This is a genomic window from Kocuria sp. CH-021 (genome assembly GCF_049716185.1).
GTDB classification, from domain to species: Bacteria; Actinomycetota; Actinomycetes; order Actinomycetales; family Micrococcaceae; genus Kocuria; species Kocuria cellulosilytica.
In genome coordinates this window covers 205609-225607 of sequence record NZ_JBNAFK010000004.1, presented here as the reverse complement: position 1 = coordinate 225607, position 19999 = coordinate 205609, and the positions used below count along the sequence as shown (strand labels likewise).

The 19999-nt window shown below is 73.0% G+C and carries 17 protein-coding genes and 1 pseudogene; 9 read left to right on the top strand and 9 right to left on the bottom strand.

Annotation, left to right across the window (positions count from 1 at the left end):
- Nucleotides 1-72: 72 nt before the first annotated feature.
- The 3 genes from ACPYN7_RS04760 to leuS all read right to left on the bottom strand — a co-directional run bounded on the left by ACPYN7_RS04760 (nucleotide 73) and on the right by leuS (nucleotide 6498).
- On the bottom strand, nucleotides 73-2640 hold the full coding sequence (locus ACPYN7_RS04760; protein ID WP_424346843.1) for a ComEC/Rec2 family competence protein: 2568 nt from the start codon (nucleotides 2638-2640) through the stop codon (nucleotides 73-75).
- Nucleotides 2637-3668: a helix-hairpin-helix domain-containing protein gene (locus ACPYN7_RS04755; protein WP_424346842.1), complete on the bottom strand. Its 1032-nt coding sequence runs from the start codon at nucleotides 3666-3668 to the stop codon at nucleotides 2637-2639. Before ACPYN7_RS04755 ends, ACPYN7_RS04760 begins: the two co-directional genes overlap by 4 nt.
- A gap of 337 nt (nucleotides 3669-4005) precedes the next feature.
- A complete protein-coding gene (leuS, locus tag ACPYN7_RS04750) occupies nucleotides 4006-6498 on the bottom strand; it encodes a leucine--tRNA ligase (protein ID WP_424346841.1) in 2493 nt (830 codons plus the stop codon).
- Nucleotides 6499-6719: 221 nt separating this feature from the next.
- Here leuS and ACPYN7_RS04745 point away from each other — a divergent pair, with 221 nt between their 5' ends.
- From ACPYN7_RS04745 to ACPYN7_RS04725, 5 genes are all read left to right on the top strand, one after another.
- Entirely contained in the window at nucleotides 6720-7859 is a 1140-nt protein-coding gene (locus tag ACPYN7_RS04745) for an alpha/beta fold hydrolase (RefSeq protein ID WP_424346840.1), read from the top strand.
- Nucleotides 7856-8974 (top strand): glycosyltransferase, encoded by a 1119-nt coding sequence (locus tag ACPYN7_RS04740; protein ID WP_424346839.1) that lies wholly within the window; start codon nucleotides 7856-7858, stop codon nucleotides 8972-8974. The genes ACPYN7_RS04745 and ACPYN7_RS04740 overlap by 4 nt, the downstream gene beginning before the upstream one ends.
- A gap of 275 nt (nucleotides 8975-9249) precedes the next feature.
- Nucleotides 9250-9561 (top strand): zinc-binding dehydrogenase, encoded by a 312-nt coding sequence (locus ACPYN7_RS04735; RefSeq protein WP_058873582.1) that lies wholly within the window; start codon nucleotides 9250-9252, stop codon nucleotides 9559-9561.
- A gap of 329 nt (nucleotides 9562-9890) precedes the next feature.
- The gene (locus tag ACPYN7_RS04730) at nucleotides 9891-10343 is read left to right on the top strand and encodes a hypothetical protein (protein ID WP_058873581.1); all 453 of its coding nucleotides are present in this window, start codon (nucleotides 9891-9893) and stop codon (nucleotides 10341-10343) included.
- Nucleotides 10344-10712: 369 nt separating this feature from the next.
- Nucleotides 10713-11552, top strand: a complete 840-nt coding sequence (locus ACPYN7_RS04725; RefSeq protein ID WP_424346838.1) for a CPBP family intramembrane glutamic endopeptidase — start codon at nucleotides 10713-10715, stop codon at nucleotides 11550-11552.
- A gap of 504 nt (nucleotides 11553-12056) precedes the next feature.
- Here ACPYN7_RS04725 and ACPYN7_RS04720 read toward each other — a convergent pair.
- Nucleotides 12057-12350, bottom strand: coding sequence for a hypothetical protein (locus ACPYN7_RS04720; protein WP_424346837.1), 294 nt, complete (start codon nucleotides 12348-12350; stop codon nucleotides 12057-12059).
- 14 nt (nucleotides 12351-12364) lie between these two features.
- Between ACPYN7_RS04720 and ACPYN7_RS04715 the strand changes: the two genes are divergently transcribed.
- The 4 genes from ACPYN7_RS04715 to ACPYN7_RS04700 all read left to right on the top strand — a co-directional run bounded on the left by ACPYN7_RS04715 (nucleotide 12365) and on the right by ACPYN7_RS04700 (nucleotide 15519).
- The gene (locus tag ACPYN7_RS04715) at nucleotides 12365-12580 is read left to right on the top strand and encodes a type II CAAX prenyl endopeptidase Rce1 family protein (protein ID WP_424346869.1); all 216 of its coding nucleotides are present in this window, start codon (nucleotides 12365-12367) and stop codon (nucleotides 12578-12580) included.
- 319 nt (nucleotides 12581-12899) lie between these two features.
- A complete protein-coding gene (locus ACPYN7_RS04710) occupies nucleotides 12900-14000 on the top strand; it encodes an alpha/beta hydrolase (protein WP_424346836.1) in 1101 nt (366 codons plus the stop codon).
- A 373-nt stretch (nucleotides 14001-14373) separates the two neighbouring features.
- Entirely contained in the window at nucleotides 14374-15120 is a 747-nt protein-coding gene (locus ACPYN7_RS04705) for an SAM-dependent methyltransferase (RefSeq protein ID WP_424346835.1), read from the top strand.
- Between the two features lie 81 nt (nucleotides 15121-15201).
- Complete coding sequence (locus ACPYN7_RS04700; RefSeq protein ID WP_424346834.1) at nucleotides 15202-15519, top strand: hypothetical protein; 318 nt, start codon at nucleotides 15202-15204, stop codon at nucleotides 15517-15519.
- A gap of 107 nt (nucleotides 15520-15626) precedes the next feature.
- On the opposite strand, the gene ACPYN7_RS04695 is transcribed toward ACPYN7_RS04700, so the two are convergent.
- From ACPYN7_RS04695 to ACPYN7_RS04675, 5 genes and pseudogenes are all read right to left on the bottom strand, one after another.
- A complete protein-coding gene (locus ACPYN7_RS04695) occupies nucleotides 15627-16208 on the bottom strand; it encodes a dihydrofolate reductase family protein (protein WP_424346833.1) in 582 nt (193 codons plus the stop codon).
- A 195-nt stretch (nucleotides 16209-16403) separates the two neighbouring features.
- Nucleotides 16404-16802, bottom strand: coding sequence for a hypothetical protein (locus tag ACPYN7_RS04690; RefSeq protein ID WP_424346832.1), 399 nt, complete (start codon nucleotides 16800-16802; stop codon nucleotides 16404-16406).
- Between the two features lie 507 nt (nucleotides 16803-17309).
- Nucleotides 17310-17618, bottom strand: a complete 309-nt coding sequence (locus ACPYN7_RS04685) for a GNAT family N-acetyltransferase (protein WP_424346831.1) — start codon at nucleotides 17616-17618, stop codon at nucleotides 17310-17312.
- Nucleotides 17619-17641: 23 nt separating this feature from the next.
- Nucleotides 17642-17842 (bottom strand): annotated as a pseudogene (locus ACPYN7_RS04680) (putative immunity protein); the annotation flags it as partial.
- Between the two features lie 744 nt (nucleotides 17843-18586).
- Complete coding sequence (locus ACPYN7_RS04675) at nucleotides 18587-19849, bottom strand: threonine/serine exporter family protein (protein ID WP_424346830.1); 1263 nt, start codon at nucleotides 19847-19849, stop codon at nucleotides 18587-18589.
- Nucleotides 19850-19999: the final 150 nt, after the last annotated feature.

Below are 19999 nucleotides of genomic sequence, written 5' to 3'. Positions count from 1 at the left end.
GGGGGCCGCGGCGGGGCCCCCCCCCGCGGGGCGCCCCCGCCCCCCCCCGCGGGGGCCGCCCGGCGGGCACCGTCATCGCAGGGGCACGGCGAGCAGCCGCTGCTCCTGGTGCACGAGCGCCACACCGCCGTGCTCGTCGGTGCGCACGAGCGGGACGCCGCGGCTCCGGAGGTGGTCGAGGATCCGGGGGTGGGGGTGGCCGTAGTCGTTGCCGCGGCCGACGGAGACGACGGCCAGCCGGGGGTCGGCGGCGTCGATGATCGCGGTGCCGCCGTTGCGGGCGCCGTGGTGGGAGACCTTGAGGACGTCGACGTCGACCAGGGGGCCGGCGGTGCGCAGGAGGGCCCGGGCGCCCTCCTCCTCGAGGTCCCCGGCGAGCAGCCACGAGGTGGTCCTGCCGTCCTCGCCGGTGAGCTCGGCGCGCAGCACGAGGGAGGCGTTGTTCTCGTCGGAGGACGACGGCTCGCTCCAGCGCCCCGGCGCGGTGGGCCCGGGGGCGAGGACGGTCAGGCGCAGCCCGCCGAGCGTGCGGGTCTCCCCCGCGTGCGGGCGGTGGGCGGAGGTGCCGGGCAGGGTCCGGGTCAGCTCCTCCGGCGGCGCGGCGGCCGCCGTGGCGTACCAGACCTCGCCGACCCGTCCGTGCCGCACGAGGGCGGGCAGGCCACCGGTGTGGTCGGCGTGGGCGTGGCTGAGCACCACGAGGTCCAGGTGCTCGACCCCGCTGCGGCGCAGGCACCGTGCGAGGGCCCGGGGGTCGGGCCCGGTGTCCACAAGGACGGCCCGGCCCGGCCCGGTGCGCAGGAGCACGGCATCGCCCTGGCCCACGTCGCACAGCACGGCCTCCCACGCCGGCGGCGGACGCCGGGCGTCCACGGCGGCGCGGACGGCGAGCAGCACGACGAGGAGCAGCACGGCCGCGGCGGCCGCCGTGCGCCGCCGGCGGGCCTGCGCCCGCCACCGCTCCTCCGGGACCGGGGCCGGGGCGAGGTCCGTGCGCAGGGTCCCGGCGGACGGTGCGGGACGTCGGCGGCGCACGTCGAGGGCGTGCACGGCGATCAGTGCCGCGGAGCTCGCCAGGACCATCAGGAGCACACCGGGCAGGCCTGCGGGCCAGGGGGCCAGCGCCCCGGGGGCACCCGCGAGCGCCCGGGCGGTCCCGGCGAGCAGGCGCACCCCGGCCGCGCCCACCCCCAGGGGCAGCACGGCCGCCGCGGCTCCCGCAGGGTCGGGCAGGTTCAGCAGGAGCAGGCCGGCGAGCCCGCACACGGTCACCACCGGCACCAGCGGGGCGGCGAGCACGTTGGCCGGCAGGGAGTACACGGGCACGGCGGGCTGCAGGAGCACCAGCACCGGCGCGCACCACAGCTGGGCGGCCGCCGGGATCGCGACCGCCACGGCGAGCACGTCCGGGACGCGGGTGCCCAGCCACCGGGTCAGGGGGCGTCCACTGACCACGATGCCCGCGGTCGCCAGCACGGACAGGACGAAGCCGTACTCGGCGGCGAGCGCGGGCCGGACGACGACGAGGGCGATCACGGCACCCGAGAGCGTGGCCAGGGACACGGCCGTGCGCCCCGTGAGGAGACTGAGCGCGGCGAGCCCGCCCATCACGGCGGCGCGCAGCACGGACGGATCGGGGCCGACGAGGAGCACGAACGCCGCCAGGGCGCCGAGCCCGGCCGCCAGGCAGGTGCGCCGTCCGGCGCCGAGGGACAGGGCGGCGTGCCCGGCCAGTGCCGTGACGAGGGCGCAGTTGGCGCCGGAGACGGCCGTCAGGTGGGTGAGCCCGGTGTCCCCCATGGCCTGCTCGAGCTCCGGGCCGATCCCGGAGCGCTCGCCGAAGGTCATCCCGGGGAGCAGTCCCGCGGCGTCGGGGCCGAGGCCGGCGGTGGCGAGCACGAAGCGCTCCCGGACCTGCTCCCGCGGGCCGGGCCGGGCCTCCGGGAGGTCGGCGGGCGGCGCGGCGGCGCGCAGCACCGGAGGGCCGGAGGACGGCGGGCCGGCGGTGAGCACCGCGGTGATCCGCCGGCCCGGGGCCAGGGCGGCCCACGCGGGTCCGTCCGCGAAGACGGTGGCCGTGACGTCCACGGGCCCGCCGCGGCCCCCGTGGACGACGTGCTCCAGGCGCAGCTCGAGGACCACGCCGGTCCGGTCCTCGTCCCCGTGGGCGGCCCCGGCGGCGGGAGCGGCCCACCGCCGGGGCGGTCCGGTCACCTCGGCGGTGACGGCCAGCGTCCCGCCCCCGGCGAGCGCTTCCCCGAGCGGGCCGGAGGAGGTGTCGTGGCCGGCGGCTGCGCTGCTCAGGAGCACGGCCGTGGCGGCGAGGGCGCTCAGGGCCGCGGCCGACCACGGCACGGCCCGCCACACCCCGGCGGCGGGCCGCCCGGGCGGGGCGTGCTCGCGCCGGAGGAGGAGTGCCGCGGCGCGGACCAGGACGGGTCCGAGCACCAGCGCCGTCAGGTACAGCGCCCCGCCGGCCGCGGCACGTTCCGGGGGCAGGTGGACGGCGAGCAGTCCCGTGAGCCAGGCACCGAGGGCGGCGGGGACGAGCCGCAGGTCCCAGGTGCGTCCCGGGGCACGGGCGTCGCGGTGCTCCTGGTGCTCCAGGGCCCGGGCCCACCAGGCGGCGGGGTGCTTCACACGGTCACCAGCGGGCCGAGGGCCTCCATCAGGGTGGGGCCGATTCCCGGCACGGCGTCGAGGTCGGCGACGGCGGCGAAACCGCCGTGCTGCTGGCGGAACTCCACGATCCTGGCGGCCAGCACCGGGCCGACCCGCGGCAGGGACTCCAGCTCCGCGGCGGTCGCCGTGTTGAGGTCCAGCGTCCCGGACGGGTCCGGGACGCCCGCCCCCGCGGGCCCGGGCGGCGCTGCGGGGTTCGCGGGGACCGGGGCCGGGCCCTCGGTGCCCGGGGCGGGAGCGGTGTCGCGGTCCGGGACGAGCACCTGCTGACCGTCCGTGACGGGGGCGGCCAGGTTCACGGTGTCCGTCACCGCGGCGTCCGTGAGGCCTCCGGCGGCCTCGACCGCGTCGACGACCCGCGCCCCGGCCGCGACGGACACGACGCCGGGGCGGGCCACCTCCCCGGTCACGTGGACGACCAGCATCGCACCTGCCGAGGACGTCGGCGCGGTGGGCGGTCCGGCCGGGTCCGCCCCGGGCCCGGTCCCCGCTCCGGCCCCGCCGCCGGGGTCCGCACCGGCAGCGTGACCCTGTCCCGGCTCCTGCCCGGCTCCCTGCTCGCCGGCGGGCTCCGCAGCGCCGTCCAGCTCGGCCTCGGCGAGAACGGGACGGCCGGCGGTCTCCGGGACCTCGCCCGTGTCCTGCCCGGGCCCCAGGACGGTCCAGGAGAGCCAGGCGAGCGCGGCCAGGGCGAGCAGCAGCAGTGTGCCGGGGACCCGGGTCCTGGCCGCGACCTTCCGGCGGTGGCCGGGAACCGGCCTCGGCGGCGGACCCGCGTCCGGGTCCTGGGCGGCGGGGCGGGAGCCGGCATCGGCCAGGAGCGCCGCCAGCCGCTCCCCCGGCGGCGGGTTCCCGGGGGCCGCACGGTCGACGGCCGACGGGGCGGGCGCCGAGGGGGCATCGGGCACGGGCGGGGCCCCGGGCACAGTGCCGGGCAGGGTCCCGGACGCAGGCAGGGTCGAGGCCGTGGGCGGGACGGAGGTCACAGGCGGGACGGAGGTCACAGGCGGGACGGAGGTCGCCCGCCGTCGGGCGCTCGGCGCGGTACCGGTCATGTCCCCAGCTCATCCCGGCCGGGCCCACCGGGGGCCCGCCCGGGGCCCGGCTGGGGACGCGCACGGGCCCGGAGGGCGCCTGTGGAGCCGGAACACCGGCCCCGGGACCCAGGAACCGCTCCGGGCACCGGGGCGGGCCCTCAGGAGCCGGTCCGGGCCCTCAGGAGCCGGTCCGGGCCCTCAGGAGCCGGTCCGGAGAGTCAGGGCCCGCACCGCGACACTGGTGCCGGACGGGGCGTCGTCGTGCTCCCCGGCCGGGGCCCCCGGCTCAGGCCACGATGTTGACGAGCTTGGGCGCGCGGACGATGACCTTGCGGATCTCGGCGTCGCCCAGCTGGCGGCGGATCGTCTCCGAGCCCAGGGCCAGCTCGCGCAGGGCGTCCTCACCGATGTCGGCGGGCACCTCGAGCCGGTCCCGGACCTTGCCCTTGATCTGCACCACGGCGGTGACGGTGTCGTCCACCAGCAGCTCCGGGTCGACCTCGGGCCAGCCGGCGACGACGACGGAGCCCTCGTGGCCCAGCGCGTGCCACATGTCCTCGGCCGTGTACGGGGCGACCAGCGACAGCAGGACCGCGACGGCCTCCGTGGCCTCGCGCACGGCCGGGTCCGCGGGCCCGCAGCCGGAGTCGATGGCCTTGCGCATCACGTTGACCAGCTCCATGGTCTTGGCGATCACCACGTTGAACTTCGAGGCGTCGAGCAGCTGGGCGGCGTCGTCGACGGCCCGGTGGGTCGCCCGCCGCACGGAGGGGTCCCCGGCCGCCGGGTCGGTCCCCGGGGCGGAGGCCACGTCCTGGGCCAGCCGCCAGGCCCGGGCCAGGAACTTCTGCGCGCCCTGCGGGGAGACGTCGGCCCAGTCCACGTCGTCCTCGGGCGGGGAGGCGAAGACCATGGTCAGGCGCACGGCGTCGACGCCGAAGCGGTCGAGCTGCTCGCCCAGGTCCACGCCGTTGCCCAGGGACTTGGACATCGCCCGGCCCCCGTTGAGCACCTGGCCCTGGTTCAGCAGCGCCTTGAACGGCTCGGTGAAGTCCACCAGCCCCAGGTCGAAGAGCACCTTGGTGAAGAACCGGGAGTAGAGCAGGTGCAGGATCGCGTGCTCCACACCGCCCACGTACTGGTCCACGGGCAGCCACTTGCGGGCCTCCTCGAGGTCGAACGCGGCGTTTTCGTCGTTCGGGGAGGCGAAGCGCAGGTAGTACCAGGAGGAGTCCACGAAGGTGTCCATGGTGTCGGTGTCCCGCAGGGCGGGACCGCCGCAGGAGGGGCACTCGGCGTGCACCCAGGACTCGGCGGCCGCGAGCGGGGACCGGCCCTTGGGCGCGAGCTGCTCTCCGCGCAGGTCGTCGGGCAGCCGCACGGGCAGCTGGTCCTCGGGCACCGGCACCTCGCCGCAGGCCCCGCAGTGCACGATGGGGATGGGCGCCCCCCAGAAGCGCTGGCGGGACAGCAGCCAGTCGCGCAGCCGGAAGTTGACCTGACGGTTGCCCGTCCCGGCGGCCTCGACCAGGCCGATGGCGCGCTCGACGGCCTCGGTCTTCTCCAGCCCGGACAGCTCGCCCGAGTTGATCAGGGTGCCCTCGCCCGTGGTGGCGATCCCGGTCTCGGCGGGGTCCTCCTCCCCCGTGTCCAGCACCGCGCGCACGGGCAGGCCGAAGGTGCGGGCGAAGTCGAGGTCGCGCTGGTCGTGGGCGGGCACGGCCATGATCGCGCCGGTGCCGTAGTCGGCCAGCACGTAGTCCGCGGCCCACACGGGCAGCTTCTCGCCGTTGAGCGGGTTGACCGCGTGGCGGCCCAGGAACACCCCGGTCTTCTGCCGGTCGGTGGCCTGGCGCTCGATGTCGGACAGGGCCTTGACCTGCTCGCGGTAGGCGGCCAGCTCGGCGGCGTGCTCGGGGGCGACGATCTCCCCGGCCAGCTCCGCGTCCGCGGCGACCACGAAGAACGTGGCGCCGTAGAGGGTGTCAGGGCGGGTCGTGAACACGGTCACCTCGCGGTCCGTCCCGTTCTCGCCGGCGCCCTCGACGGCGAAGCGCACGTGGGCGCCCTCGGAGCGACCGATCCAGTTGCGCTGCATGGCCAGCACCCGCTCGGGCCAGTGCCCCTCGAGCGCGGCCATGTCCTCGAGCAGCCGGTCGGCGTAGTCGGTGATCTTGAAGTACCACTGGTTCAGGGCCTTCTTGGTCACCGGGGTGTGGCAGCGCTCGCACGCCCCGTTGACGACCTGCTCGTTGGCGAGCACCGTCTGGTCCTTGGGGCACCAGTTGACCGGCGAGTTCTTCCGGTACGCGAGTCCCTTGGCGTGGAACTGCAGGAACAGCCACTGGGTCCACCGGTAGTACTCGGGATCGGAGGTGTGGATCTCCCGGGACCAGTCGGCGCTGATCGCGTAGCGCTGGAAGGAGGCCTTCTGGGTCTCGATGTTGGCGTAGGTCCACTCCGCCGGGTGCGCGTCGCGCTTGATCGCGGCGTTCTCCGCGGGCAGCCCGAAGGAGTCCCAGCCGATCGGGTGCAGCACGTCGTAGCCGCGCTGGCGCCAGTACCGGGCCACCACGTCGCCCATCGCGAACGCCTCCGCGTGCCCCATGTGCAGGTCGCCCGAGGGGTACGGGAACATGTCGAGGACGTAGCGGCGCTCCCGCGAGCCGTCGTCGACGGGCGCGTACACCTGCTGCTCCGCCCAGAACGACGGCCACGTCGCCTCGATGGCGCGGAAGTCGTACCCGGTGCTCTCGGTCGTGTGCTGCTGTTCGGTCACGGTCCTCGCCTTCGCGGTGGTGGACCGCCGCCGGCCTCGGAGCGGGCGGCGCGCGGTCGCGTGGGCGTCACCCGGGCATCACGGATGCCCGGCGGTGCGCCGACGGTGGTGGAATCCGTCCCATCCTAGCCCAGGGCCGCCCGGCGCCCCCGCCCGCAGCCGCTAGCATCGACAGCGGGCCGGGACGCACCGGGCGTCCGGCGGACCCGCAGGGAGGAACCATGACGGCAGCGGCCGGCGCACGGCACGGCGCCCCGGACGGCGGCGGGCGCACCGGCAACGACCCGCACGCGGAGGTCCCCGGCAGCGCGGTGCGCAACCCCTCGGCCGAGCGGCGCAGCATGGTCCTGGACGGGCACAAAGTGCGCTACTGGTTCTACGACGTGGACCCGGACCCGAAGCCGCTGATCGTGCTGGTCCACGGGTTCCGCGGCGACCACCACGGCCTGCAGCTGATCGCGGACCGGCTGCGCGGGCGCTACCACGTCGTCGTCCCCGACCTGCCCGGCTTCGGCCGCTCCGAGCCCTTCCCCGACCGCCCCCACGACATCGCCGGGTACGCGCAGTTCCTGCGCGGCTTCGTCGAGACCCTCACCGACGGCGCGGTGCACGACGGCGCCCGGCACGGCGTCGCCGTCCTGGGCCACTCCTTCGGCTCCGTGGTCGCCGCGCACTTCGCCGCCGCCCACCCGGCGATGGTCGAGCGGCTGGTGCTCGTCAACCCGATCTGCGAGCCCGCCCTCGAGGGCGGACCGGCGCTGCTGAGCCGGCTGACGGCGGCGTACTACCGGCTGGGCCGGGCGCTGCCCCGGCGGCTGGGCCACCGGCTGCTCTCCAGCTGGCTCGTGACGGACGCGATGAGCGGGGTCATGACCACGTCGCGGGACCCCCGGGTGCGGAGCTACGTGCGCCATCAGCACCGGGCGTACTTCTCGGCCTTCGCGGACCGGGACGTGCTGCTGGAGGCCTACGAGGCCTCGGTCTCGCACACGGTCGCGGAGGTCGCGATGCAGCTGTCCATGCCGACCCTGCTCGTCGTGGGCGCGCAGGACGAGCTGGGCTCGGTCGCGGCGCAGCGGACGATGGCGTCCTGGATCCCCCGGCACCGCCTCGAGGTCCTCGAGGGCGTGGGCCACCTCATCCACTACGAGGCCCCCGGGCGCACCGCCGAACTGGTCCACGACTTCCTCTCCGCCCCCGCCCCGGACCCGGTCCCCGCGCCGGAGGGCGAACCGCCCGCGCTGCACGCGCAGGCACCGCCCGCCGAGGCCCCGGACACCGCCCCGTTCACCGGGCTGCAGCGCATCGTGCGCCGCGCACCCCGCGGACGCCGAGGACAGCAGGGAGGACGTCGCCGGTGAGGCTGCTCCTGGACGCCCGCTACACCCGGCTCGAGCGCCACGACGGGATCAGCCGCTACGGGGCGAGCCTGGCCGAGGCCGTGGCCGGACTCGCCGCCGGGACCCCCGGTCTGGAGGTGGCGCTGCTCGTCAGCGACCCCCGCCAGCTCGCCATGCTGCCGGACCTCCCGCACGTCACCGGTCCCTCCCCGGTCTCGGCCGCCGAGGCCGCCACGGCGCTGGTGCTCAACCGGTACGCGCCCGACGTCGTGTTCTCCCCCATGCAGACCATGGGCTCCGCGGGCCGCCGGCACGGGCTGGTCCTCACCGTGCACGACCTCATCTACTACGACCACCCCCAGCCGCCCGCGGACCTGCCCGCCGCCGTGCGCGCGGCCTGGCGGCTCTACCACCGGGCCTGGTGGCCCCAGCGGGTCCTGCTGGACCGCGCCGACGCCGTGGTGACCGTCTCGCACACCACCCGCGAGCTCATCGCCGCCCACCGGCTCACCCGCCGGCCCGTGCACGTGGTGCCCAACGCCCCCCAGCCCGGCGCCGTGCTCGCCGCCGGGACCGCCCTCGAGCGGCTGCCCCGGCGCGGGCGGAAGCTGCTGTACATGGGCTCCTTCCTGCCCTACAAGAACGTGGAGACGCTGCTGCGGGCGGCCGGACGGCTTCCGGAGCACGAGCTGCACCTGCTCTCGCGGATCTCCCCCGCCCGCCGGGCCCAGCTGGAGGCCCTGGTCCCCGAGGGAGCGCGGGTCGTCTTCCACGACGGCGTGGACGAGGACGAGTACGCGGCCCTGCTCGCCGAGGCCGCCGCCCTGGTGCACGCCTCGCGGGCCGAGGGCTACGGGCTGCCGCTCGTGGAGGCGCTCGCGGCGGGCACCCCCGTGGTGTGCAGCGACCTGCCGATCTTCCGGGAGGTCGCCGGGGACGCCGCCGCCTACGCCGCGCCCGACGACGACGCCGGGTTCGCCGCCGCCGTGCGCGCGCTCGAGGACCCGGTTCGCGCCCGCACGCTGGTCCTCGCCGGGCTCGACCGGGCGCGGGCCTACTCGTGGGAGGCTTCGGCCCGGGAGCTGCTGGCCGTTGCCCGCGGGGTGCACGAGCGGCGCTCCCACCGGCCCGCCTGAGCTGGTCCTGCCTGGCCGGCGAGCGCACCATGGGATTCCGGTGGCCGCGCTCTCTGCGGCGGCGAGGGCTCGTGGTGCGCCTCGGCGCCCCCGGGGCGGGCCCGGTCGGGGTGTCCCGGCCTGCCCGTCGGGGTCGGGTCAGGCATCGCTCCCTACCCCGTGCGGAGCAGTCCGGTGTTCTCCTGCCCCAGCACCGACCGCGTCGGACCCGTCGACCGGGACTGCCCCCGGGTGCACGCGACTCGTGCTGTGCGTCGGCGCGTAGACAGGGGGGCGTGCTCGTCACCTGCGCCAACCCCGGTGGCCCCGCCGCAACGCTGCTCCTGATCGGCCGGGCGGCCGGGCGCCGCCTGCTCCCGGGCGGCAGGAGGATCCGTCTGTACGGCACGACGTCGTGGCGGCTGGACCGCCGCCCGCCGCCGGCGGCCTGGGCCACCCTCTACGAGCTGCTCGAGGCCGGGCGCATCCGCCCGGTGATCGCCGACCGCCTCCCGCTGCCCGAGGCGGCCCGGGCGCACACGATGCTGGAGAGCGGGGACGTCGTGGGCACCCTGGTACTCCTCGCCCCCGCCCCGGATACGGCATGATCCGGGGCCGTCGGTACAGGCACATCCCGCGGAAGGACAGCACGGTCTCTGTGCGTGGGTTGGTGGGACGTGGACCGGTGGAGGAACGCACCTGACGATGACCCGGGTTCGGGTCTCTCGTCAACGGTGAAGAACGGCCGGCAGTGCTCCCCACCGAGGTGTTGGAGGGCCGAGGATGCCCTCCTCGTCACAGTGACGGCTGCGGTGGTGCACGTTCGAGGCCCGTGGTGGAATGCGTCTCACCGGGCGTCGACTGCGACGCCCGATGTGGGAGACCTCCGCAGGCGTCCGTCGATGACCAGGCAGGGGGCGAACAGGAGGACACTGTCATGGGCGTTGGGGCAGACCGAGACCGCCGCGCTGGTGCCGCACGCCGGCGCTCCGACCGGGGCCGGGACACCGGCGGAGGGTGGGCCCTGGCCACCCGGGCGGTGGGGATCTATTTCGCCGGCTCCGCGGCGCTGAACGCGGTGTACACCGTGCGCCGCTCCCACCGGTTGATGAGCTGGTTCCACGACAGTGCCTGGTTGCCGCCCTATCGGTCGGTGCTGGGCGCGATGGAACCGGTTGCCCCGGTCGTCGTCACCGCCACCGTCGTGTTCGAGGCCGTTGTGGGCTATCAGCTGCTGCGTCTGCGCCGGATCTCCGGGGCCCTGCGCTGGGCACAGGCTTGGGTGCTGGGCCTCGTGCCGGCTCTGCCCTGGCCCTACTGGGTTCCCAACGCGATCTCGGCGGTGGCGTTCGAGGCCGTCCGCCGCGGCGCTCGCGCTTCGGTGTCCTGAAAGCGTGGATGTCGCACGAGTGATCGCCGCCGATGGTGCTCCACGCAGCGGGCGTCGGAATCCCCAGCTCGCGAGACCGGAGGGCACGGGATCGAAGTCTGCGGGCCACAGTCCGAGCTCCGCTGTCCTGGCGCGGGCTGCCGGCCGGCATCGACATCGCCGCACGACTTCTCTCCGCTTCTCTCCGCGCGACGTCCGCTGCTGTCGCTGCCACCCGTGGGAGACGCGACGATCACCAGGATTGGCGTGCGGACGGCCGTCGCGTCACGGACCGTGCCGTCCACGGCGGGGGCACTATGCTGGCGTCCCACACCGGCCGGTCCGGCGTCCGGGGGCCGGCACCGGCCGCGTCTGCTGCGGAGGTGGACCATGACACGTGCTTCGGAGGGCGCGGGGCCACCGCACGGGTCCGGCAGGTCCGCTGCGTCCGGGCCGCAGGGCTGGGCGGGCGCCCATCCGGTCGTCGGGTACCTGCTGCTGGCCTACGCGTTCTCGTGGTCGTCATGGGGGTTGGCGTCGCTGATCGGTGGGGCGGGGGCGTTCGTGCTGGTGGTGGTCGGCGGGTTCGGCCCGCCCGCCGCGGCTGCGGTGATGCTGCGGCTCACCGGCCGATCGCTGCGGGACTGGGGCCGGAGCATCCTGGGCTGGCGAGTGCCGTGGCAGTTCTACGCTTATGCCCTGCTGCTGCCGATGTGCGTGCAGCTGGGTGTCGACATCGTGCTCTCCGTGAGCGGCGCAGAGGTCGACTGGGCCGCGCTTCCCGGCCGGTTGCCCGGATACGCGGCGTCACTGGCCATCACGGCGGTGCTGTTCGGCGGCATGGAGGAACCGGGCTGGCGTGGCTACGCCCTGCCGCTGCTGCAGGACCGGCACCGGCCCGCGGTGGCCACGCTGCTGCTGGGGCTGGCGTGGGGCATCTGGCACGTGCCGCTGTACGGGCCGGCCGGATTCGTCGTGCCCCTGGTGCTGGCGTTCTTCTACACCTGGCTCTACAACCGCACCGGCAGCGTGCTGCTGTGCATTCTGCTGCACGGCGGCTTCACCGCCGCCCAGGACACGTTGCTGCTCACCGCGGACTCCCCCACGGCCGACCTCACCATCCTGAGCCTCTACGCACTCGGTGCGGCGCTGCTGCTGGCCGCCACCCGCGGACGGCTCGGCCACCCGCGCGGCACGGACACCGACGGGCGCCCGAAGGCTGCACGGTGAGCACCGGCGGGGCGGAAGGACAAAGCCGTTCGGGCCGTGACGGCCAGGGACACCTGGATCGATGCCAGGGCCGGCACCGCGGTCCGCCGGCCGGAGCTGAGTTCGCTCCAGCGCCGGCCCTGCCGGCCCGTCGTCCTCCCGGTCATGGTGGTCCTCTCGCTCGTGCGGTGGGTGGCCCCCGCGGCCCTGTCCGGGCTGGGCCGGCCACGGCCGAGCGTCCTCGGGTGGGACCTGGACCGTCACGGCGGAGGTGACCGTCCACGACGGGTCGGGGAGCAGCTCGTCCCCGGGCCAGGCCGTTGCCGCCTCCTCCGGGGTGGCGCCCCAGGTGCGGCGGTGGGAGCGCAGCAGGGGACCGCTCAGCAGATGCCCGGCCATCCGGGCGACTGCGGGCGCGTTGCGCACCCGGTTGCGTCCCACGTCCACGGTGAACTCCTCCCGTCGTGACGGCCGTTGCGGTGGAACCCGTCCCGCATGCCCTGGTGGAACGACCCGCCCCGGGCGTCAACGCCACCAGCCGCTGCCGTTACCGCCGCCGTGCCGCGGGAGTCCGTCATGTCCTGGAAGTCTCGCCTCCTGCGGGTCTGCGCGTGGTGAGGTCCGGGAGGACAGCCCGGTGCCCAGGACCAGCACGAGGACGGCTGCCAGGACGGTCATGACCACCGTGTCCACGCTGGGGAAGGCTTCCCACAGCGTGGCGTCGTCACCGAAGAACACGTCCCCGGCAACATTGCCGGCCCCATGGAGCAGGGTGAGGCAGCGGCCCTCGCGCTGGGCAGCATCAGCGCCGGCCAGCACCGCCCCGCCTCGGCATCGGCATCGGCATCGGCATCGGCCACATCGTGAACCTGGCCCGCGGCTACACCGGGGAGCAGCAGCTGCTTCAGATCGTCGTCGCCGTCGCGATCGGTCTCGTCCTGGCACTGCTGGTGGCCCTGACCGGGTCCATCCTGCCCGGGGTGGTGCTCCACATCCTGATCAACATCAGCGGCGACCTCACCGCCACGGACCTGCACCAGGAGCTCTAGGTCTCCGCGGGAGTCCTCCGCATCTGCGCGGCCTATGGGGCCTACCTCGTCCGGCGGTTGCGCCGACACGGGCCGGCCGCCTGCGCGACACCGAGGAAACCGGACATCCAACGGGCTTCGGCACACCCTCCGACGCCGCGAAGCCGGTCGTAGAATCCGTTCAGGGGCGGCGATGCCTTCCGGGGCGGTCTCGCCGTGGTGGTCGAGGGAGGTATCACCCCGGTTCAGCGCCGGGGCCTGTCCCCGGTGGACAACGTGTCCCGCGCTACTCCATTCGGGTTCATGCCACCGCACCGCGAGTCCGTCAGGAGCAGCACGCATGACCGCCCTGCGCAGGTTGACCTCAGCCGCAGCCACCGCTCTTGCCGTCGGCGCTCTGCTGCGCCGCACCCATCTCTGGAGCGACGGCAAACCCCTCCCGGTCGTCGGTGCGGACGGCCACCCGGCAGCCGGAGGTCTGGCAGAAAAGCTCTACCTGGACGTCAACGGGGTGCGACAGGGCATGTTCCTGCGCAGCCGCGATGCCGCGCAGCCGGTTCTGCTCTTCCTGCACGGAGGGATGCCGGAGTACTTCCTCACCGAGAGGTATCCGACAGTTCTGGAGCACCACTTCACGGTGGCCTGGTGGGAACAGCGCGGGACGGGACTCTCCTACAGTCCCGGCATCCCTTCCGAGGCCATCACCTCGGAGCAGCTCATCGCTGACACGCTCACCGTGACCGACTGCCTGCGCCAGCGATTCGGCACGGACAAGATCTACCTGATGGCGCATTCCGGCGGCACCTTCTTCGGACTGCAGGCCGCCGCCCGGGCACCGGAGCGGTACCACGCCTACATCGGCATGGCCCAGATGGCCGACCAACTGCAGTCGGAGGTCCTGGCCTACCAGTACATGCTGCGACGGTTCGAGGAACTCGGTGACAAGCGGATGATCCGGCGGTTCCGAAAGGCACCGGTGACCGTGACGGGGGGAACGCCGCGCGCCTATCTCGCGATCCGCGACACCGCGATGCACCGGCTGGGGGTCGGCACGACCCGGGACACGCACTCAGTGCTCTCGGGCATTCTCTGGCCGTCACTGCGCAGCCCGCAGTACACCCCCACGGAGAAGCTCAGGCTGTGGCGCGGCAAGTTCTCTTCCGGCGTCAGCGCCCTGTGGGACGAGAGCCTGGCGACCGATCTGGGAGAGACCGTGACCGAGCTGACCATTCCGCTCTACCTCCTGCACGGGATCCACGACTACACCTGCTCCTACCCCCTCGCACGGCAGTTCTTCGAGAAGGTGCAGGCACCGCTCAAGGGCTTCTACACCTTCCACCGATCCGCCCACAGCCCACTGTTCGAGGAGCCCGAGCGGGCACACGAGATTCTGCGCGACGACGTGCTGGGTGGCGCAACGAGTCTCGCCGATGGAACGTGAGAGACCCTCGGGCTCGCCGACCGGTCCTGTCGCTGACCTGTCGGACGGGCAGGTCTTCTCGATGGTGGTCAACGCAACTGCGCAGTCATCCAGAGGCATCACGTTGCTGACGTCGTGCCGTACCGCCTCCTCCCCAGGGGGACGACATCGCACCAACAATCCATGTCCGCTCAGGAGCACCCGCATCAGCCGCAGCTCCACCGTCCCTGGGAGAGGCTCCCGGTGTCGCCACGCCGCTGGTGACCGCGATGGCCGGCCTGTCATCCGCCGGACGCCAAGCGAAGGAGTGCTGAAGCAGGACCGGATGCCAGGAGGTGGCGCGGCAGCCCCACCGTTCTTCCCATCGCAAGGCCTGCCGGAGAAGAATCTGGTCATGGACCTTCCCCGCATCTTCACCATCCGTGAGAGCACCCACCGGATCCACAACCCGCTGACCCCGGACAAGCTCGCCGCCCTGGGCGAAGCGCTCCACCTCGCCCCCGGGACACGGGTGCTCGACCTGGCCAGCGGCTCGGGCGAGATGCTGTGCACCTGGGCCCGTGACCTCGGGTTCACGGGCACCGGGGTGGACCTCAGCACGGTCTTCACCGAGCAGGCCCGGGCCCGCGCCGCCGACCTCGGCGTCGCCGACCGGGTCGAGTTCGTCCACGGTGACGCCGCCGGCTATGTCGCCGACCAGCCGGTCGACCTCGCCGCGTGCGTCGGCGCCACGTGGATCGGCGACGGCGTCGCCGGAACCGCCGAGCTGCTCGAGCGCAGCCTCCGTCCCGGAGGGCTGATGCTGATCGGCGAGCCCTACTGGCGGCGGACCCCTCCGGACGAGGACACCGCCCAGGAGTGCCACGCCACCGGCATCGCCGATTTCCTGCTCCTCCCGGAACTGATCGCACAGTTCCAGGAGCTCGGATACGACGTCGTCGAGATGATGCTGGCCGACCAGGACAGCTGGGACCGCTACACCGCCGCCCAGTGGCTCAACCTGCGCCGCTGGCTCGACCGGAACCCAGAGGACGAACTGGCCGCCGAGGTCCGGGAAGAACTCACCACCGAGCCCGCCCGCTACGCCCGCTCCACGCGCGAATATCTCGGCTGGGGAGTCTTCGCCCTCATGAAACGCTGACCACCGTCCCGTGCGGACCCCGGACGCCACACCGTCCGGGACCCGTACAGCTCACGTCGCTACCGCGCGGGGGCGGTGATCGTGACCTTCGCGCAGTCGCCCTGGCTGCTCGCCGTCGGGGTCGTCCTGGCCGGCAGCGCCGGCGGCTGGGTCTGGGCGCCATACTCCGACATCGTGACCCGTGCGGTGCCCTTGCGGCAGCAGCCCAGGGCCTTGGCGATCATCACGACCGGCACCAGCGGCGGGCTGCTGCTGCTGGGCGGTCTGGCCGTGACGGCCGCGCCAGGAGCCTGCCCGCCGTCGACGCGCTCACCCGCCAAGGTGATGAGCCTGCTTCAGATTCTCCCGGTTCGACACGAACGTCGTCGCACCAACGTCCGTCAACCGGGCCATGTGTGAAGCGGGCGCGGAACACGGTCAGACGCCATCTGCCTGCGCATCGGTCCCAAGGCCCGACCTTGGGTCACCGTTGGCAGTGGGCCTCTTCGCGGGCCCGCTCGGATCGATCAGCGGCGCACCCGATAGCGCAGGTGAAGCACCCGGTTGCCCTGAATCACCACGTCGGGATCCTCCAACAGGTGCTGTGCGTGGACCGACCCGAAGTAGCGCTTGCCGGACCCGAACACGACCGGGACGACGTCCATGCGCACCTCCTCGACCAGGCCCGCAGCAAGCACCTGGCCCCCGACGTCGCCGGCGGCGACCTCGACGATGCGCTCACCGGCGAGCTCTTGCGCCTTGGCCATAGCGGCCTCGACGCCGTCAACGAAGTGGAACGGCGCCTCGGGGTCCCACCCCTCCGGTGCCGGCCGGTGCGTCACGACCACCACGTGGTCGACTCCGCCCGGAGGCTTCCCGTCCCAGCCCTCCGTCATGTCGAAGACGTGGCGGCCGACGACCGTGGCCCCGATCTGGTCCCAGTACGGCCTGGTGTAGTCGTAGGACTCCTGCGACACGTTCAGCGCCCCGCTCTCGTCCAACGGCACGTCACCGCTGAGCAGCCAGTCGAACAGCACTCCGGGCTGGTCGTTCTCGTCGGCGATGAAGCCGTCCACCGACACCGAGCTGTACATGACCACCGTGCCCACGGGCTCTCCTCTGCTGGGGTTGGCCGCCGAACTAGCGTGCCTTCAGCTGTCGCTCTTGTACGAAATCTATCGGCCGGCAGCGGCCGGCTGTCCAGCACATAACTGAGATGTTCGTGCAGGAACCTTCCCTGCATCAGCCCCCACCGGGTCCGGCATGAGTTCGTTGCACAGAGAGCGGACCATGGGCGAAGAGGTTCAGGCGGTCTCTGCCCCGGCGGGTTCGTCCGTAGGGCCCGTTGCCGGGGTGCAGCGAGTATGTGGGGGCAGTGCTGCGCTCAGGTGCGGAGCGATGTGTGCCAGGCGGGCGAGATAACCGTGGGCGCCCAGCTCACTCAACGCGACAGGAACCCGGGCCTTGGCCGTGCTGGCGCGGGCGGCGAGCTCGGCCAGAGCCAGGGTGTGCTCGGGACGGGTGCGGGCCACCGCGCGCAGCACCCGACGGGCCTCCAAGCTCAGCCGGGAGTCGGCGCCCGCCTGGTGGATCAGGGCGTCCAGGGTCGGGCGCAGCGCCGCGAAGGCCACCGCCCGCGACAGCGGATCCATCACGGGGACCGCCCAGTTGGCGTGCGCTGCGGCAGGGTGGACATCGTTCATGCGGGCCTCCTCAACCGGAACAGCTACCTGCGAATGGACGATGTGCTGCCACAGGGACGGAGGGAAGGTCATGGGTGCCGTGAGGGGCCGCCAGCCCGACGGCAGAAGCGTCGCCCCCCGACGACGGAGCCCAAGGCCCCAGCTCTTCTGCCGCCAGGACGGCGGCTATCCGACCGGTCTGGAATGGGCCAGCCTCCCGGCTGCGCCCTCTGACACGGTCCACGCTGGGTGGCTCAGCCCCCCGACTGAGCACCGTGCGCGATACCCCAACCGTACCGACCAGTAAGAACAAGATCGACTTGCATCCTGTCCCCACTTCCGCGGGGGGCGCCCCCATCGTGCTCACGAGGCGTTTCCCAGACCGGATCGTCCGCCCCAAGGCGGTTTCCGCCGGCCCGTGCGGCAGGCCGGTATTGCTCTGGCCCCTGTCCTGCGGACACCGACTCCGACCGCATCGGCCCAGCCTTCCCCCGGGGTGCCATTCGCGTGGTCCTGGCCTGGTGACAGTCATGGGTTCCAGGCCATGACACCATCAGCTGCACGCCCGGGGACCTCCGCGAAGCCCTCAGCCGCATAGAGCTTCTGAGCATCGTTGTCGGCCTCCACCGACAGGCTGAGCCGGGGCACCCCGCGAGCTCGCGCGTCGTCCAGCACCCGGCGCAGGAGCGCCCTGCCCTCTCCCCGGCCACGCCAGTCGCCCCGCACCCACAAGCTCACTTCCGGGGTGTCCTCGGCGAGGAATCCGTAACCAGGATCATCCGGGGGCAGGAATTGGGCCCGAACAACGCCGATGGCGTCCTTCCCGGCTTCGGCCACCCAACCGAAGTCGCCGCGCTGGGCTCCCCACGCACCCAGGCGCGGACATGGTCGATGGCTGCGCGCGGGCGCAGATCGCCCGGGTGAGCCGACTCGAAAAGGGGCAGGACGTGCTCAGCGCAGGAGGCAGCCCACAGCGCCAGCAGATGGTGGTCGGTGTCCGTCAAGGTGCCACCGCGGCGGATGGTCACGAGGCGGGGATCGCGGACCTTCGGGAGAATCATGGTCGGCAGCTCCCCAGGGACGGGCGTGAGTGAAGGACCTGCGGTGGCGCTCATCCCAGAGTACGTCCGTCTTCCCGGCCGCCGTCCTGGTCAGGTCATCCCCCATCTGCGCGGACGGACACGATGGGACGGCTGTGGCTACGGTGAACCCACGAGTGGTCGGGGAGGTGAGATGAAACTGCGGAGCTCGCGGCAGTACCGGTGGCTGCGGCGGGCCCTGGCCGGCGCAGTCGTGGTCATCGGTTGGGTGATCGCAGTGCACATCGTCCCTGCCCTGGAGTGACTGGGGGCCAGGGCGGGGTACTGGTTGCCCAACACGGTCGTGGGAGTCGTCGGTGCGACGGCTTTCGCCCTGGTGCTGCGCCACGAGCGCCGCAAGCACCGGCGTGAGGAGGCTGGACCGCCGCCCCAGCGTCCGTGGCTGGGCTACCGCCGTCGCGGGCAGCTGAGCCGGACCTTCGCCTTCATCGACGGGCAGATGGAGGCCCGGCATGGTCGCGCACTGGAAGACCGGGCGCTCCAGGAAGCGCCAGAGCCGCAACCGGCCGACCAGGTTGGCGGAGGAGTTGATGACTCCGGGCCAGCGGAGGAAACCGGGCCGGCCACAGGGAACCCTTGACGCACACGGCTGTGCTCCTCACAATCTACTTCCCCAGGCCTTCGAGCACTTGGGTCGAGACGGGGGCAGTGGTCAGCACCAGCAGCACACCAGTGCCTGCACCGACCCCGGGGCGCATCAGTCTCTTACAGAAACCGGGCACCACGGTGGCGGGCGAGTGGCAATTGGCTGATCAAGGAGCCGATCAGAGTGCCGATGGCGACGGCGAGCACGGCTGAGCCTGCCGTGGCGAGGTCATGAAGGCCGTCACCGGAGTGCATCTGGGCGGCGTTCATCAGGCCGAAAGAGCCGGGAACGAGGACCCAGAAAGCCGGTAGATAGATGACTTGCCATACCGGGGCGTTGGGAAGCGCATGGGCGATGGTGGCCGCAATGGCGGCGACGACGGCTCCCAGGAGACCTCCGATGGCGGCACCGTACATCGACTGGACCGTGAGTTGAACGCCAGCGGTGAGACCGGCAACGACGATGATGTACGGGGTGGCGGAAAGGGGCGTGCTGAACCAGATCATGATCCCGGCCAGCGTGATCGCCACCCCGAGGACCATGGTCCACCAGGAGGCACTGGTGACATACGTGTTGGCCAGGTCGGTGGACGGAGCACGAAGAAGTACTGCCGCCGTCAGGACTCCGGTGACAAAAAGCACCAACTGCACGCTTCCACCGAGGAGTCGGGCGGAGCCGGCGCTGATCGCCCCGGCTGCGATTTCGGAAAGACCGGTAACCAGCAGGCTTCCCGGAAGCAGGATCGCCAGAATGGCCACAATCGTGCGCAAGGCGCCATCCAGGATGGATGCTTGCACCGCCAGGAGCATCACGAAGGAGACGATGAACGCGGCCGTGACCGGCAGCAACGGCCTGAACGCAGCCCAGTGGCGGGCCACCGTGGAGAGTCCTGCGACGATCAAGGACCCCGCGGCGGCGGCGGCGATGTTGGGCAAGGCGGGTTGGAGAAGAACGCACAACCCCACCCCGACGGGAACGGCACCGAGGTCGGACACCCATGCGGGCCAGCGTGCGGGCGAACTTCTAATCCGCTTCAGGTCGCGCAGAGCATCATCGATGCTGAGGCGGCCGACGCGCACCAGCTGCCCGAGTTCAAGGATCTCAGCCGTTTGTTCGAACCTCAGCGGGTTGCCTGTGGGTTGGAACCCGGTATCGCCTGCCCTCTCGAGGGTGACGAAAAGGCCTGTGGGAAGTGCCGCTACCGCAACGTCGGGTCGTCCGAGGGCAACACCGAGGTGGCGGAGCGCGCCTTCGACGTCGTTGACGGGCAGACCCCCAGCGAGCAGCTCCGACCCCAGTTCCAGCAGCAAGCGGCGAAGCTCCTCCCCCGAGCCGTCCGCGTCAGTGCCAGGCTCTGGCTGGGTGGGGGTCTCACCGGTCATGTCTCACTCTTCTCCACAGGTCATATCCGCAAATCCAGGGCATCCTACGTCGTTGTGGCCGGTCACGGACGGCGATGGAATGCATCGACGACGTCATCCCCCCCCCCACTTCCCCGGAACTTCCTCTGAGCGAGACGACCGAGTTCGGGA

What these genes read in the sequence shown, in the direction of transcription:
- ACPYN7_RS04730 (WP_058873581.1), top strand. Translation starts at nt 9,891, where the DNA reads ATGGGCGTTGGGGCAGACCGAGACCGCCGCGCTGGTGCCGCACGCCGG.
- ACPYN7_RS04675 (WP_424346830.1), bottom strand. Translation starts at nt 19,849, where the DNA reads ATGACCGGTGAGACCCCCACCCAGCCAGAGCCTGGCACTGACGCGGAC.
- ACPYN7_RS04690 (WP_424346832.1), bottom strand. Translation starts at nt 16,802, where the DNA reads ATGAACGATGTCCACCCTGCCGCAGCGCACGCCAACTGGGCGGTCCCC.
- ACPYN7_RS04745 (WP_424346840.1), top strand. Translation starts at nt 6,720, where the DNA reads ATGACGGCAGCGGCCGGCGCACGGCACGGCGCCCCGGACGGCGGCGGG.
- ACPYN7_RS04725 (WP_424346838.1), top strand. Translation starts at nt 10,713, where the DNA reads ATGACACGTGCTTCGGAGGGCGCGGGGCCACCGCACGGGTCCGGCAGG.
- ACPYN7_RS04705 (WP_424346835.1), top strand. Translation starts at nt 14,374, where the DNA reads ATGGACCTTCCCCGCATCTTCACCATCCGTGAGAGCACCCACCGGATC.
- ACPYN7_RS04710 (WP_424346836.1), top strand. Translation starts at nt 12,900, where the DNA reads ATGACCGCCCTGCGCAGGTTGACCTCAGCCGCAGCCACCGCTCTTGCC.